Source organism: Pinibacter soli, assembly GCF_029961145.1.
In the GTDB taxonomy this organism is placed as follows: domain Bacteria; phylum Bacteroidota; class Bacteroidia; order Chitinophagales; family Chitinophagaceae; genus Pinibacter; species Pinibacter soli.
This window is the reverse complement of record NZ_JASBRG010000007.1, coordinates 1,101,760-1,117,252: the sequence shown is the minus strand read 5'-3', so window position 1 is coordinate 1,117,252 and position 15,493 is coordinate 1,101,760. Positions and strand designations below refer to the sequence as shown.

At 42.6% G+C, this 15,493-nt stretch carries 8 protein-coding genes; all 8 read left to right on the top strand.

Features of this window, described 5'->3' with window-relative positions; translation table 11 throughout:
- Window positions 1-7 precede the first annotated feature (7 nt).
- The 8 genes from QJ048_RS15275 to QJ048_RS15240 all read left to right on the top strand — a co-directional run bounded on the left by QJ048_RS15275 (window position 8) and on the right by QJ048_RS15240 (window position 15,482).
- Window positions 8-2,011 carry a RagB/SusD family nutrient uptake outer membrane protein gene (locus QJ048_RS15275; protein WP_282335261.1) on the top strand — a complete coding sequence of 668 codons (2,004 nt, stop codon included), beginning with the start codon at window positions 8-10 and terminating at the stop codon, window positions 2,009-2,011.
- Window positions 2,012-2,278: 267 nt separating this feature from the next.
- Window positions 2,279-3,967 (top strand): pectate lyase family protein, encoded by a 1,689-nt coding sequence (locus tag QJ048_RS15270; RefSeq protein ID WP_282335260.1) that lies wholly within the window; start codon window positions 2,279-2,281, stop codon window positions 3,965-3,967.
- Window positions 3,968-4,096: 129 nt separating this feature from the next.
- Window positions 4,097-4,771: a DUF3826 domain-containing protein gene (locus QJ048_RS15265; protein WP_282335259.1), complete on the top strand. Its 675-nt coding sequence runs from the start codon at window positions 4,097-4,099 to the stop codon at window positions 4,769-4,771.
- A 311-nt stretch (window positions 4,772-5,082) separates the two neighbouring features.
- Entirely contained in the window at window positions 5,083-8,235 is a 3,153-nt protein-coding gene (locus QJ048_RS15260) for a DUF6298 domain-containing protein (protein WP_282335258.1), read from the top strand.
- A gap of 35 nt (window positions 8,236-8,270) precedes the next feature.
- Entirely contained in the window at window positions 8,271-9,665 is a 1,395-nt protein-coding gene (locus QJ048_RS15255; RefSeq protein ID WP_282335257.1) for a glycoside hydrolase family 140 protein, read from the top strand.
- A gap of 178 nt (window positions 9,666-9,843) precedes the next feature.
- Window positions 9,844-10,761 (top strand): glycoside hydrolase family 43 protein, encoded by a 918-nt coding sequence (locus tag QJ048_RS15250; RefSeq protein WP_282335256.1) that lies wholly within the window; start codon window positions 9,844-9,846, stop codon window positions 10,759-10,761.
- A gap of 23 nt (window positions 10,762-10,784) precedes the next feature.
- Window positions 10,785-12,632: a sialidase family protein gene (locus tag QJ048_RS15245; RefSeq protein ID WP_282335255.1), complete on the top strand. Its 1,848-nt coding sequence runs from the start codon at window positions 10,785-10,787 to the stop codon at window positions 12,630-12,632.
- A gap of 66 nt (window positions 12,633-12,698) precedes the next feature.
- Window positions 12,699-15,482 (top strand): glycoside hydrolase family 2 protein, encoded by a 2,784-nt coding sequence (locus QJ048_RS15240; RefSeq protein WP_282335254.1) that lies wholly within the window; start codon window positions 12,699-12,701, stop codon window positions 15,480-15,482.
- Window positions 15,483-15,493: the final 11 nt, after the last annotated feature.

The following is a 15,493-nucleotide window of genomic DNA, read 5'->3' as shown; positions in this document are numbered from 1 at the left end:
GATCAAAATGAACAAGAAAAAACTAATTTATATACTTTCTTCACTAGCCATACTGGCAACGGGCTGTAGCAAAAAATTTCTGTCGGACCTAAAAAGCTACAACCAATTTGATGAAACCATTTTCACCAATGAGGCGCAAGCACAACTTTACATTAACAATATGTACTATAACTTCTATAATACATACAAGCTTCCGACAGCAACATTGGCAGGCGTATATGATGATTCGAAAACGAAGATGACGGAAGAAATGGGTGGAACGGTTGCTGACAGGATCAATCCAACCAAAAATCTTGATGGAACAAACAGTAATGATTATGATGCTTATTTTGGTGTAGTAGCATCATCTGTTCAGAACTATCCCTACACACGTATAAGATTCTGTAACTTCTTCCTGGAGAAGGTTGAAGAATTGGGTCAAAATCTTTCTGCGAACTTCAAATCTGCATCGAAAGGACAAATGTATTTTTTCCGTGCGATCCAGTATTATGACCTGGTAAGAACATACGGTGGTGTTCCTATTGTGCTGAAAGCGGGTCAACTGGGCGATTCTTCCATCCAGGTGCCTCGTTCTACGGCTACACAGGTCTTTACACAAATCATTAAGGATCTGGATTCTGCGGAAGCGTTGTTGCCAACAAGAGGTAAGCCGGGTGCGTGGACCGATGCTTCTGACTATGGTAAAATAACCGGCGCCGCTGCAACAGCAATGAAGAGCCGTGTACTGTTAACTGCCGCAAGTCCTTTATTTAACGCTGATTGGGATAACGCAGGTAGCTCAAAATGGCAGGCCGCACTTGCTACAAGTTTAAAAGCTGAAACAGCATTAACCTCACAAGGATATGGTCTGTATGGCACATCTGCAAAAGATTGGGCAGACATGACTAAAATTTTAAACAACACTACATTCAACCCCGAAGCGATCATGGTTCAGTTAATGTCAAGCGCTTCTACAGCTGCCGGAGCACAATTGAACAATGGATGGGAAAACTCAATTCGTCTAAGTGATGTAGGTGGATCAGGAAATGGAATTTCTGCGCCAAAAGAAATGCTTGACCTGTTTCCATTGGCAGATGGCTCTCGTCCGATTGCATCTGGTGCCAACAAAAACTATGTTGATACTTTCTTCTTCGAAAACAGAGATCCTCGTTTTTATCGCACATTTGCTTTCTCAGGAGAAAAATGGCCGCTTAAAGGAAATGCGAATAAAGTTGTTTGGTTATACAGATGGAAAAAAGACCCAAGTCAAACAACCGGTCTGTACTATGCAAACATCTCTACAAACAGCCCGGCTGTTGTTAGAAAATTTACAGACACAAATGCTGATTCAACAATATTCCAATACTCGGGAACAGATATTTTCGAATACCGTTATGCAGAATTATTGTTGAACATTGCAGAGTGTTATGCTGCAACCGGAGACATCGGAAATACAATCACTTACCTGGGTAAAATACGTAAACGCGTTGGTATACCTGCTGCAAATAATTACGGTATTGGTAACCTTACCACAAAATACCAGGCTATCGAAGCTGTTTTGTATGAGCGTCGTGTTGAGTTGGCTTACGAAGGAAAACGTTTCTGGGATATTCACCGCTGGATGCTGTATGACAATACTGCAGGTAGCACCTCTTCTAAACTTGGCACAACTCCATTGAACGGATCTTCAAGAAATGGTTACTACTGGCAAAGCCTTGTGCTGAACAATACAGATCCTCTTACAGCAGCAGACCGTGCAAGCATCTCAATTGATCCTGATGCATGGGGAACCGCAGCATTCAATACACAAATTGCTAACCTGAAAACACTGTATCGTTCAAAATTCACAAGAGCACCATTGGATAAGCCATGGGATGCTGTAAACAGTGCACAGTCAAACATCTTGTTCAGGCCAAACTATTATTTGTCAGGAATCAACTCTACCATTATTTCTACCAATACGTGGATCACGCAAACAACACAATGGAAAGACGCCAGCGGCATCATGGGAACATTTGTTCCGAATAACTAATTCTTAGTAATACAAAAAGGGAGAGGGAGATTCCTTCTCCCTCCTTTACAGTCCCTGAAAACATAACCCTCAATAATTACTTCTCTATCACGCTACAGAAACACAAAATGTTTCTGAATTAAATAGCAATCAATTTTAACTTATACCATTTTTTAAAAAGATCATGATGAAATGAACCATAAAAATTTTCGGGTAACTTAACATTCACCGCGATGAAAATTTTTATGGCAAATTCCATCTGGCCAAAAAGAAATAAAAAATAAGCAGATGAAAAAACACTTTGTGTCGATGTTCGTGATGTCTTCATTATTGGGGGTGGGATTCAAGGCTTCTGCCCAATATCCGCAAGTACCTGCAGATGTTCAGGCATCAGCAGATTCAATGATGAAAGAAGAGTGGAAACGCTCTAATGAAGCCTGGGCCAAGGCTTACCCGGTTATTCAATATGAAGCGGCCCACAATCAACGTCCTTACGTTCCCTGGGCGCATAGAACAGAGGATTTGCCACAAGCCGAAATTCCTGCGTTTCCTGGTGCAGAAGGTGGTGGTAAATATGTGTTTGGCGGTCGTGGCGGTAAAGTAATTTATGTTACGAGCCTAGAAGACAGAGGGCCAGGCACATTGCGGGAAGCTTGTGAAACAGGCGGTGCAAGAATAGTTGTGTTCGCGGTTTCCGGTATCATCCGTTTGAAAACGCCTCTCATTTTGCGTGCGCCATATATCACTATTGCTGGTCAAACAGCCCCGGGTGATGGTGTTTGCGTAGCAGGTGAAACTTTTTGGGTAAACACACACGATGTTATCATTCGTCACATGCGGTTCCGCCGCGGTGAAACAAATGTAGGTCGCCGCGATGATGCGATCGGTGGTAACCCTGTTGGTAACATCATGATCGATCACGTTTCCGCAAGCTGGGGACTTGATGAGAACATGAGTATGTACCGTCACATGTACAATGACAGCACAGGTAAAATTGAAGATAAATTTCCTACTGCTAACATCACTATTCAGAATTCTATTTTCGCAGAATCTCTCGATACTTATAACCACGCTTTCGGTAGCACATTGGGCGGTGTGAACTGCTCGTTCATGCGCAACCTTTGGGCCGACAATACAGGTCGTAACCCATCAGTGGGAGAGAACGGTATCTTTAACTTCGTAAACAACGTTGTGTTCAACTGGGTACACCGTTCAGTAGATGGTGGCGATTATACTGCCATGTACAATATGATCAACAACTATTACAAACCAGGTCCTGCTACTCCTGACAACAATCTTCGTTTCCGTATTTTGAAACCGGAATCAGGCAGAAGTAAATTGCCTTACAGACAGTATGGCCGTTGCTATGTAAATGGCAACATCATGGAAGGTAACGAGCGTGTAACAAAAGATAACTGGGATGGTGGCGTACAGGTAGAAGAACTGCCAAATGCAGGTGAGTATACACCGTACATGAAATGGAACAAACCATTACCAATGCCTCAGTTGACAATTATGCCGGCTGCAGATGCATACAACTATGTACTCGCAAATGCCGGTGCTACTTTGCCAAAACGCGATGCTGTTGACGAGCGTATCGTAGCACAGGTGCGTACAGGTAAAATCACTACTTCTCCAAATGTAGTGGCACCTACAACGCAATTCAAACATCGTCGCTTGCCTCTTGATTCTTACAAGATCGGTATTATTACTGACGTATCACAAGTAGGCGGCTACCCTGAATACAAAAGTGCAGCTGCTCCAAAAGACACTGACAAAGACGGTATGCCTGATGCATGGGAATTGGCAAACGGCCTGAATCCGAAAGATCCGTCTGATGCTGTTAAAGACGTCAACGGTGACGGATACACTAACATTGAAAAATACATCAACGGTATCGATCCAAAGAAAAAAGTAAACTGGAAAGATTCTAAATTGAACGTAGACGTATTGGCTGTTAGAGGTGGATTGAAATAAAAAATAAAAAATAAAAAGTAAAAATTAAAAAGTCAAAAGTCAGGACCTAATCATTTTGACTTTTGACTTTTTAATTTTGATATTGTTTGTTGCGACCTTTTGACTTTTGAATTTTAACTTTTGAATTACATGAAACTATACGCATTATTCCTCACACTCGCTATTCCTTGCATGGTACATGCACAGGATACAACCAAAGCAGCAAAGGAAGCTGAGTACACCAATGTACTGGTAAAACGCGCAGATAAAATTGTTGCCACACTTAACATAAAAGACACTGCGGTGTACAATCGCGTGTTACAAACTGTTGTTCAGCAATATAAAGACCTGAATGCAGTACATGACGCACGCAATGCAAAAACCAAAGAGGTAAGAAGCAATAAAACAGAAGATAAAAAAGTAACTGAAGATAAGGTTGCTGCTTTGGAAAACGAAGCAAATGCAAAACTCTACGACCTCCATTGTGCATATTTTGCGAAGCTGGCTGTGGATCTTACTCCTGAGCAGGTAGAGCAAATTAAAGACGGCATGACGTACAACGTTTTGCCTATTACTTATAAAGGCTACCAGTCCATGTTGCTGAAAGCAACTCCTGAGGAATTCAGGCAAATTAAAGGTTGGCTGACAGAAGCACGTGAACATGCTGTAGATGCAGAGTCTTCTGACAAAAAACATTGGTGGTTCGGCAAATACAAAGGAAGGATTGGCAACTACCTCGCATCCCGTGGTTATGATATGAAAAAAGAAAGCGCAGATTGGGCCGAGAGAGTGAAGAAAGAAGAAGCCGCGAAAAAGAATAAGTAGAGACGGATGATAATCCGGCTCATAGCAGACGATAATCCGTCTCTAAACCAACGAAAGCTCGCTTATCATCCCGAAGAAGGAGATATCCTGGGGCGTTCTTAAGGGGCATGGCAGTGTCAAATCCGGATTTCTTACCGCCTAGCAAAAACTTTATTGAACAAGCAATAGTTTTAAATCTTATTAGTTTTTCGTTTATTGTTCATTGATATTTTACTTCGTAATTTTTGATTTTGTAAAGTAGCAGAGGCGCCGCAAAGCGTCTTTGCCAATTTTGTAACAAAACTTGTAGCAAAAAAGAATAGAGAGGTTTCATGTATCAGTATAAAAAACATAGCGCTCTTGTAGTTGGTTTTATCGCCATTGCTTTGCAGATGGCATCAGCGCAAAAGAAAAATGTTGTTAAGCCGGTTTACCCTGTTGATGTTGACGCTAAAGGAAAACTTGTTTATGTACCCGATTCACTTGGTAACCGTGTACCCGATTTCTCTTACTGTGGTTATATGGCCTCAGGAAAAGAAATTCCCGTAATTGGAGTAAAAGTGGTTGTGCCCGTAAAAACAGGCGATGCCACAGTTCGCATACAAGCAGCATTGGATTATGTCGCTTCTCTACCGGTTGACAACAACGGTTTTCGCGGAGCGGTATTGTTAGAGAAAGGAACTTATGAAGTGCTCGGCGGTCTGCAGATCAAAGCTTCCGGTGTTGTATTGCGCGGTAGCGGAATGGGAGAGGATGGCACCATGCTATTAGGCGCGGGAGATGACAGACAAACACTCATCCGCATCGTTGGTAAAAACGATAAGAAAGAAAACAATAAAATTGCTGTTACCGATAATTACGTTCCTGTAAATGCGACCACACTCACACTCGCATCTGTAACAAATCTCAAAGTTGGAGACGATATCTTTATCCAGCGTCCCTCTACAAAAGAATGGATCGAAACATTGGGCACTGCACATTTCGGCGGTGGTATTACTGCATTGGGCTGGAAGCCTGGTGAAAGAGATATTTTCTTCGACAGAAAAATTACAGCCATTAAAGGAAACACCATTACCATCGATGCGCCATTAACCACAGCGCTTGATAAACAATATGGCGGAGGCACTGTAAACATGTATCAATGGAATGGAAGAATCAACAATGCAGGTGTAGAAAATCTGCGTTGCGTTTCCACATTCGACAAAAACAATTTGAAAGATGAGAGCCATCGATGGATGGCCATTACTATAGAAAATGCACAAGACGCCTGGGTGCGCCAGGTGACATTTGAACACTTCGCAGGTTCCGCTGTAAGTGTTTTGGAAACATCCAAACGTGTCACTGTGGAAGATTGTAAATCGTTGGCGCCTGTCTCAGAAATAGGCGGCCAGCGTCGTTATACATTTTTAATTACCGGTCAGCAAGCCCTTGTACAGCGCTGCTATGCTGAGTTTGGCTATCATGATTTTGCAGTGGGTTATTGTGCACCAGGGCCGAATGCATTTGTACAATGCGAAAATCATTTACCTTATAACTTCAGCGGTGGCATTGATAGTTGGGCATCAGGAATTTTGTTCGACGTTGTAAGCAGCGATGGTAATGCATTGCGTTTTGGCAATCGCGGACAAGACGGACAAGGCGCCGGTTGGAGCGCTGCCAACAGCGTGTTCTGGAACTGCTCTGCTGCAAGAATAGATTGTTACCAACCCCCAACCGCGCAGAACTGGTCGTTTGGTTCATGGGCTCAATTTTCAGGAGATGGATATTGGGGAAACTCCAATAACACGATTGGTCCACGCAGCTTTTTCTACGCACAGCTTGCTGAAAGGTTAAGCAAAAATGTTGAAGCGCAAGCGCAAATTATAAAAGCAGAAACAGAAGCATCAAGCAGTCCATCTGTAAAAGTGGCTGCCGAGTTAACAGCGCAATCAGTAAATCCACGCTTGCAGTTGACCGAGTGGATCGATATGTCTGCAAAGAGAAATCCTATCAGCACGGAAGTTGGCACAGCCAAAACAATTGATGCGATAGGTTACAAAACGCCTGTTACGCCAGCTTTGGCTCCTGCTATGAAAATAGTAAACGGGAAAATTGTTCGCGGAAATGAATTGCTTGTTGGCAGAAGAATTTCTGTTCCATGGTGGTCGGGCGGTGTACACGCTGCTGATTTGCAAACAGCAAAATCAAAACCTGCAATCACCCGCTACGTGCCAGGAAGGGAAGGCGAAGGCCTAACAGATGATTTGAATGAACTTACAGACAAATTGAAACAGGCAGGTGCCATAGGAATGGAGCAAAACTATGCACTGTGGTACGAAAGAAGGAGAGATGATCACGAGCGCATCCGCAGAATGGACGGCGAGGTTTGGCCTCCATTTTATGAGCTGCCGTTTGCAAGAACGGGACAAGACTTCGCATGGGATGGTTTAAGCAAATACGATCTTACAAAATATAATAAATGGTATTGGCGCAGACTAAAACAGTATGCTGACCTTGCGGATCAGAAAGGGTTGCTGCTTGTTCACCAGGATTATTTTCAACACAACATCATTGAAGCAGGAGCGCACTATGCTGACTTTCCATGGCGCCCTGTAAACAATATCAATAACACAGGATTTCCTGAGCCTGTACCATTTGCAGGTGACAAGCGTGTGTTTATGGCTGAACAATTTTACGACACCACACACCCTGTTCGTGCGCCCTTGCACAGAGCTTACATCAGGCAGTGTCTCGACAACTTTGCAGACAACAACGGCGTGATACAAACGATAGGAGAAGAGTTTACAGGGCCGTTGCATTTCGTACAGTTCTGGGTAAACACTATTGCTGCATGGGAAAAAGAGAAGAATAAAAAAGAGATCATTTCACTGAGCGTTACCAAAGATGTACAGGACGCAATTCTTGCCGATAATAAATACGCTGCAACCATTGATGTAATTGATATTCGCTACTGGCATTACAGAAGCGACAGTTCTGCGTACGCACCACTCGGCGGCCAGAATCTTGCGCCACGTCAGCATGCACGTTTAGTTAAACCTGGCAAAACATCGTTCGACCAGGTTTATCGTGCAGTATCTGAATACAAAACAAAATATCCTGAGAAAGCGGTAATGTACTCGGGCGACAGCTTTGATAGTTATGGCTGGGCGGTATTTATGGCCGGCGGTTCATTACCGGTGATACCTGCGATTGCGGATAAAAACTTTTTAAGTGATGCGGCAACAATGGATATCGTTCCTCTTTCAAGTGGTGTAAAAGACCAGTGGATGTTGAGCAATAAGGAAAAGGAATACGTTGTGTACAACGCGTCTTCAACCTCTTCATTGATTGATCTTACAAATGTAAAAGGGCAATACAAGGTGCAATGGATCAACCCTTCAAACGGAAGTTTGATAAAAGAAGAAAATGTAAAGACAGGCAAAGTGGTGGAGTTGAAAAAGCCGCAAGGTGCTAATGGTGCTATTGTTGCGTGGATTCATAAATAGAAAAGGCTGCTGAATTTTTTGACTTTTGAATTACTATGACTAGAATATTATTAACATTTTCAATCGTTCTCCTTTGCTGCGCTGCAGGCAAACGCTCTGTGGAAATGACGCCTTTAAAAGTCTCTGCCAATCACAGATATTTTACTGATGGAAAAGGCAAGCCCTTCTTTTGGCTGGGCGATACAGGATGGTTATTGTGCAGCAAGCTCAACAGAGAAGATGTGGTGAAATATTTGAACGACAGACAGTCAAAAGGTTTTAATGTTATTCAAATGTCGATGCTGCATGGATTGAACGCCGTGAATGCATACAATGATTCTGCATTGATCAACAGAGATATTTCAAAAGTAAAAACAGCAGCATCTTCCGATCGCAACAATTATTGGAACCATATGGATTTCGTAATTGATGAAGCTGCGCAGCGCGGCATCTACATGGCGCTTGTGCCAACCTGGGGAAGCGGTGCCGTGAAGAGTGGCAAGGTAACAGTTGCCCAGGCAAAGGCTTACGCAACATTTTTAGCTGAACGCTATGGAGACAGGCCAAACATCATCTGGCTAAATGGTGGTGATGTGAAAGGTGCCGATTCTATTGATGTTTGGAACACTATAGGGAGCACGCTGTGTGCAAAAGATCCAAATCATTTGATTACGTTTCATCCGCGTGGCCGTTCCACCTCATCTATTTGGTTTCATAATGAAGGGTGGTTGGATTTCAATATGTTTCAATCTGGCCACAAAGACTATGAGCAGGATGCGATGAAAAACGATGGGAAAGAAAACATTGGCGACATACATTTTGGAGAAGATAACTGGAAGTATGTGCAAATGGACTATGCACTTACTCCTGTCAAACCGACAATGGACGGAGAACCTTCTTACGAAACCATTCCGCATGGTCTGCACGATTCATCTGCGCCCCGCTGGAAAGATTGCGATGTAAGACGCTATGGATATTGGTCGGTATTTGCTGGCGGTGCAGGTTATACTTATGGTAATAACGCTATCATGCAATTTCATAAAAAAGGAGACAAGGGCGGTTCATTTGGGGTGAACACTACCTGGCAGGAAGAATTGAATGCTCCTGGTGCTTCGCAAATGATCTACCTGAAAAAGCTGATGTTATCAAAGCCTTATTTTGACCGTGTTCCCGATCAATCATTGGTTGCCGGTGATCCTGGTGAACGATACAACTATGTGGTTGCGACAAGAGGTAAAAATTATGCTTTTGCATACACTTATACCGGCAGGACATTTAGTGTGAACATGGGCAAAATATCGGGTGCCAAAGTACGAGCATCATGGTATAGTCCGCGTGATGGTAAATACACCTCTGTCGGAACCTTTGCCAATAAAGGCGTTCAATCATTTGATCCTCCGGGTGAGCAGAAGGATGGGAATGATTGGGTGTTGGTGTTGGAGAGCGATTAGGAAATGCGCTTCGCGCATGAAGTTTACCACTAAGACACTAAGGACACTAAGTTTTCACTAAGAATTATTTGTGTTCTAAAGTCCGATGGTAGACTGAAATAGAAAGTTCCTGGTTGATAAAACAACCATTAGTGTGGCTTAGTGGCCTTAGTGACTTAGTGGTGAAAAAAAGATAGCAATGAAGAGAATCTCGATAATATTTTTTACTGTTCTTCTTACCGCATGTAGCGCAGAAAAAAGCGTCTACATGTTTACGTCTTTTCATGAGCCTGCAACGGATGGTTTGCGTTTGATGTATAGCACAGACGCCTATCACTGGAAGGCTTTTGATACAACTTTTTTGAAACCGGAAGTTGGGCAAAAAGTAATGCGCGACCCATCGATGATTCAAGGACCGGATGGCATCTTTCATCTGGTGTGGACAAGCGGTTGGAACAAAGACAAAGGCTTTGGATATGCAAGTTCGAAAGATATCATTCATTGGTCAGAAGAACGATTTATTCCGGTTATGGAACACGAGCCCACAACGGTAAACGTTTGGGCTCCTGAATTATTTTACGATGATGAAGGCAAACAATACATTATCATCTGGGCATCATGCGTACCGGGACGTTTTGCGAAAGGAGAAGAAGCGGAAGACAATAATCACAGATTGTATTACACGACAACGAAAGATTTTAAGACATTCAGCCCATCAAAACTCTTTTTTGATCAGGGTTTTAGTGCCATAGATGCAACGATGATAAAAAGAGGGAAAGATGATTATGTACTGGTAGTAAAAGACAACACGCGACCAAACAGAAACATAAAAGTTTGTTTTGCGAAAAGTCCGCTCGGTCCTTTCACGCAGGCTTCGCAACCTTTTACAGATAATTTTTGTGAAGGTCCCGGTGTTGCCAAGGCGGGTAATGAGTGGTTGATTTATTTCGACGCTTATCGTGCAAAGAGATACAGCGCGGTGAGGACCTCTGATTTTAAAACATTTGAGAATGTTGATAGTTTGACATCGGTTCCCGAAGGACACAAGCATGGAACTATATTCATGGTATCGAAAAAGACTTTGAAGAATTTAAAGAAGCATGTAGGGACAAATTGAATTTGCCCTATGAAGAAATAATTATGAACAACGTAAAAAAAGTATTGATCGTGTTGTCCGGTGCTGCAAGTATCGCTACATCGATGTACGCGCAGAAAAAAGATACAGTGCGTTACCTGGGCAATACATTGGTGAATGTGGATTATCATCACGGTCAGTTAACGCCTGCGGTTGGTGTTCACAATATCCAGGTGTTTCGTGCAAACCGCGAGCATCCTGAAATGGCGGAAGGTTTTGGATTTACTTACAATCACCAGCCAATGCTTGCGTACTGGAACAACAAATTTTACCTGGAATATTTGAGCGATCGCGTTGGTGAACATATTCCTCCGGGACAAACATTATTGTGTAATTCACAGGATGGCTACACATGGACAAAACCGGTTGTTGTTTTCCCACAATACAATATTCCTGACGGTACTACAAAAGAAGGCTATCAGGGTGTTGCTAAAAACCTGAAAGCTGTAATGCACCAGCGCATGGGCTTTTACGTATCGAAGAAAAAAAGACTGATGGTGCTTGGGTTTTATGGCATTTGTTTAGATAAGAAAGACGATCCAAACGACGGCAACGGCATAGGTCGTGTAATACGAGAAGTATACGCTGATGGAAGTTTCGGGCCCATCTATTTCATTCGTTACAATCATTTGTGGAACGAAAAGAACACGTCGTATCCGTTTTATAAATCAAGCAAGGATAAAGGCTTTGTAGAAGTCTGCGATGAAATTTTATCAAGCCCGCTAACAACCATGCAGTGGGTGGAAGAGGCCGATAGAAAAGATCCAATCATTCCTTTGCATTTGGATTACAAGGCCTTTTGTTACTATCATTTGAATGATGGCAGAGTAGTTGGCTTTTGGAAAAATGGTTTGACCACAATCAGCAACGACAACGGCAAAACATGGCCCGATGCGGCATCGAGGGCTCCCGGTGTTGTAAACGGCTCCGCGAAGATGTGGGGACAACGCACATCAGACGGGCGTTTTGCAACAGTGTACAATCCTTCTGAATTCAGATGGCCACTTGCGATTTCCACGAGTGATGATGGTTTGAATTATTACAACCTGTGGTTGCTTCATGGTGAAATTTCTCCGATGCGTTATGGCGGAAATGAAAAGTCATACGGTCCGCAATACATACGCGGCATCATCGAAGGCGACGGAACGCCTCCGGGCAAAGATATGTGGGTGAGTTACAGTGTGAATAAAGAAGACATCTGGATAGCGAAAGTGGCTGTGCCTGTTAAATGCGAAGTAAAAGGTGCTGTTGACGAAGATTTTAATAAAATGAAAGCCGGAGAAGAGTTAAATGAATGGAACATTTATAGTCCGCTATGGGCGCCTGTTCGAATTGAGAAGAAGGGCGATGACAGGATGCTGATGCTGAAGGATGAAGACAGATACGAATATGCAAAAGCGGAAAGAGTGATCGAAGCAAACAAAACCGGAATGATCGAATTTTCGTTGATGGCCGCACAAAATAATTATGGCATGATGGACATCGAGTGTCAGGATGCAAAAGGTGATGTGGCTATTCGTATGACATTAGATTCAACCGGCAGGCTACAAGTGAAAGCAGGAGCGAAGTACAAGAATGTTATGGGTTACGATGCAAATCAGGTGTATAACGTAAAGCTGGTGTACAACACATCTACAAGATTGTATACCGTTGATGTGAATGGAAAACAAGTGTTGCGGGCGTTAACATTTGCACCGGTTGACAAAATTGAAAGAGTTGTTTTCCGAACAGGTTCAAGAAGATATTTCCCGACACCTGATACTCCTGCGGAGCAAACATATGATTTGCTGGACGCAGGAACACCGGAAACAAAAGCAGCAATATTTTATATAAAATCATTTAAAGCCTCGTAGAGACGCATTGAATGCGTCTCTTGGTACACATTCAATGTGTTCCAAGAGAGCCCGGGATATCGAACAATGAGACGAATTCTATTTACATACATCGCCTTACTATCTGTTCTGCATTCCTTTGCGCAGAACACGGAAATCCGATACCTTTCAGGAACTGGCAACGATAACACCGTTGACTGGCAATTCTATTGCACAGAAGGTCGCAACTCCGGTAAATGGACAACCATCCCTGTGCCAAGCTGCTGGGAACTGCAAGGCTTTGGAAAATACAATTACGGCTTCAACAAAGACAGTGCAAAAGGCAAAGAGAAAGGCTTGTACAAATACACTTTTAAAGTGCCTTCAGATTGGAAGAATAAAGTGGTGAACATTGTGTTTGAAGGCAGCATGACAGATACGGATGTAAAGATCAACGGCAAGGTTGCGGGCGCAAAACACCAGGGATCTTTTTATGTGTTTAAACATGACATCAGCAAGTTGCTGAAATACGGAAAAGACAATTTGCTGGAGGTGACAGTCGCAAAACATTCCGACAATAAATCTGTAAATGAAGCTGAACGGAAAGCTGACTTCTGGATATTTGGCGGCATCTTCAGACCCGTGTATTTAGAGATGCTGCCTCAACAGCACATTGATAACGTTGCTGTAAATGCAAAGGCAAATGGAGATATAGATGCCAATGTTTTTCTTTCAAAAAACAATAAAGCAACTGAAATAAGAACACAGCTTTTCTCACTGGATGGCAGGCAGATAGGAAGTGCCACTAATGATAAAATTGGTGTTGGTGATACAATTGCTTCCATAAAAACCTCATTCAAAAATATAAAGCAGTGGACACCTGAAACGCCTGATTTGTATAACGTAGTGTTTACGCTAGTGCAGAATGGCAACGTGTTGCACACTGTTTCCAAACGCATCGGTTTCAGGACTGTTGAAGTAAAAGAGCGCGATGGTATTTATGTCAATGGGGTAAAAGTGAAAATGAAAGGCGTGAACCGTCATTCATTCTGGCCCACATCAGGAAGGGCAACCAGCAAAGGAATAAGCATAGCAGATGTATTGCTAATGAAGGAAATGAACATGAACGCAGTGCGAATGAGTCACTATCCACCGGATGGTCATTTCCTGGATGTATGTGATTCTCTTGGGTTGTTTGTAATGGATGAGTTAGCAGGATGGCACGGACATTATGACACACCAACCGGAAAGAAGTTGCTGAAGGAAATGTTTGATAACGATGAAAATCATCCGTCCATTATTTTTTGGGCCAACGGAAATGAAGGTGGGCATAATCTTGAACTTGATCCATATTTCAGGCAATGGGATATTCAGCACCGCCCTGTGATTCATCCATGGCAGGTGTTTAGCGGATTTGATACACAGCATTACCGCGATTTCGACTATGGCATCGGCAACTATATGCACGGTCATAACATCGTAATGCCAACAGAATTTTTACATGGTATGTACGATGGTGGCCACGGCGCAGGCTTGTATGATTATTGGGAAGAAATGTGGCGCAACCCAATCTGTGCCGGAGGTTTTCTGTGGGTGTTTGCAGACGAAGGCGTGGTGCGTACAGATAAAGGCGGAATCATCGATACAGACAAAGAACATGCACCTGACGGAATCGTTGGACCATATCATGAAAAAGAAGGAAGTTTCTTTACCATTAAAGAAGTTTGGTCGCCAATATTTTTCGAACGAAAAGATATTACACCAGCATTTGACGGGAGTTTGAAAATTGAAAACCGGTATTATTTTACCAATGTTAATCAATGTTCTTTGCAATGGAAATTGCAAAAGCTTGGTGGTGTAAATGATCAGGCGAATCTCTCCTCAAAGTCTGGAACCATTGCTGCGCCTGATATTAAACCGTCAGAAAAGGGATCGTTGAAAATTGATCTTCCTGCAGATTGGCAAAACTATGATGTATTGTATGTAACGGCCAAAGATCCGTTCAGTCGTGAAATATTTACATGGAGCTTCAAAATAACATTGCCTTCAAAAACAGCGGACAATATTGTTAAGAAGGACGGTAGTATAAATGTGGAAATCGAAAAGAGTGATTCTTTGTACATAGTCAATGCAGCCACCGTGCAGTTGACATTTAGTCGCAATACCGGGTTACTGAAAGAAGTAAAGAATGATAAAGGCATTATTCCGTTCAATAACGGTCCCATTGTGGATGAAGGTGCTACGAACTTTGCTGGTTTTACAGACACTGTAGAAGGCGATAACATCGTGATAAGATCAACCTTCGATAGAAAGCAATCATACAACACACTTGAGTGGACGATCTATCCTTCCGGTTGGATCAAAATGAAAGTGAATTATTTTCCTGCCGCATACTTAACAGATGTTGTGGGGGTAAATTTTTCATTTCCTGAATATGCAATGAAGTCTGTTAAATATATGGGGGACGGGCCTTACAGGGTTTGGAAAAACAGAATGAAAGGAACGCAGTTTGGCGTCTGGGAAAAAGAATACAACAATACGGCAACGGGAGAAGTGCCATTTGTATATCCTGAATTTAAAGGTTATTATGCAAACATGTATTGGTGCAAGTTCTTTACGAGCAGTCAAAACTTTACCGTGATTACAGAGAATGAGGATCTGTTCTTAAGACTGTTCACACCGAAGGTTTCAAAGGATCCGTATCAAAATTTTGTGCCTGTGTTTCCAGGCGGTGATATTTCCTTCATGCAGGGAATCTCAGCTATTGGAACAAAGACGCAGAAACCTTTGACAACCGGCGTGATGGCGCAAAAGAATATTTTTTACGATTACGAAAAAGAAAAAGACAGAGCATTGGCGATAACGCTGTATTTTGATTTTACAGGCAAATAAGATGAGATAAC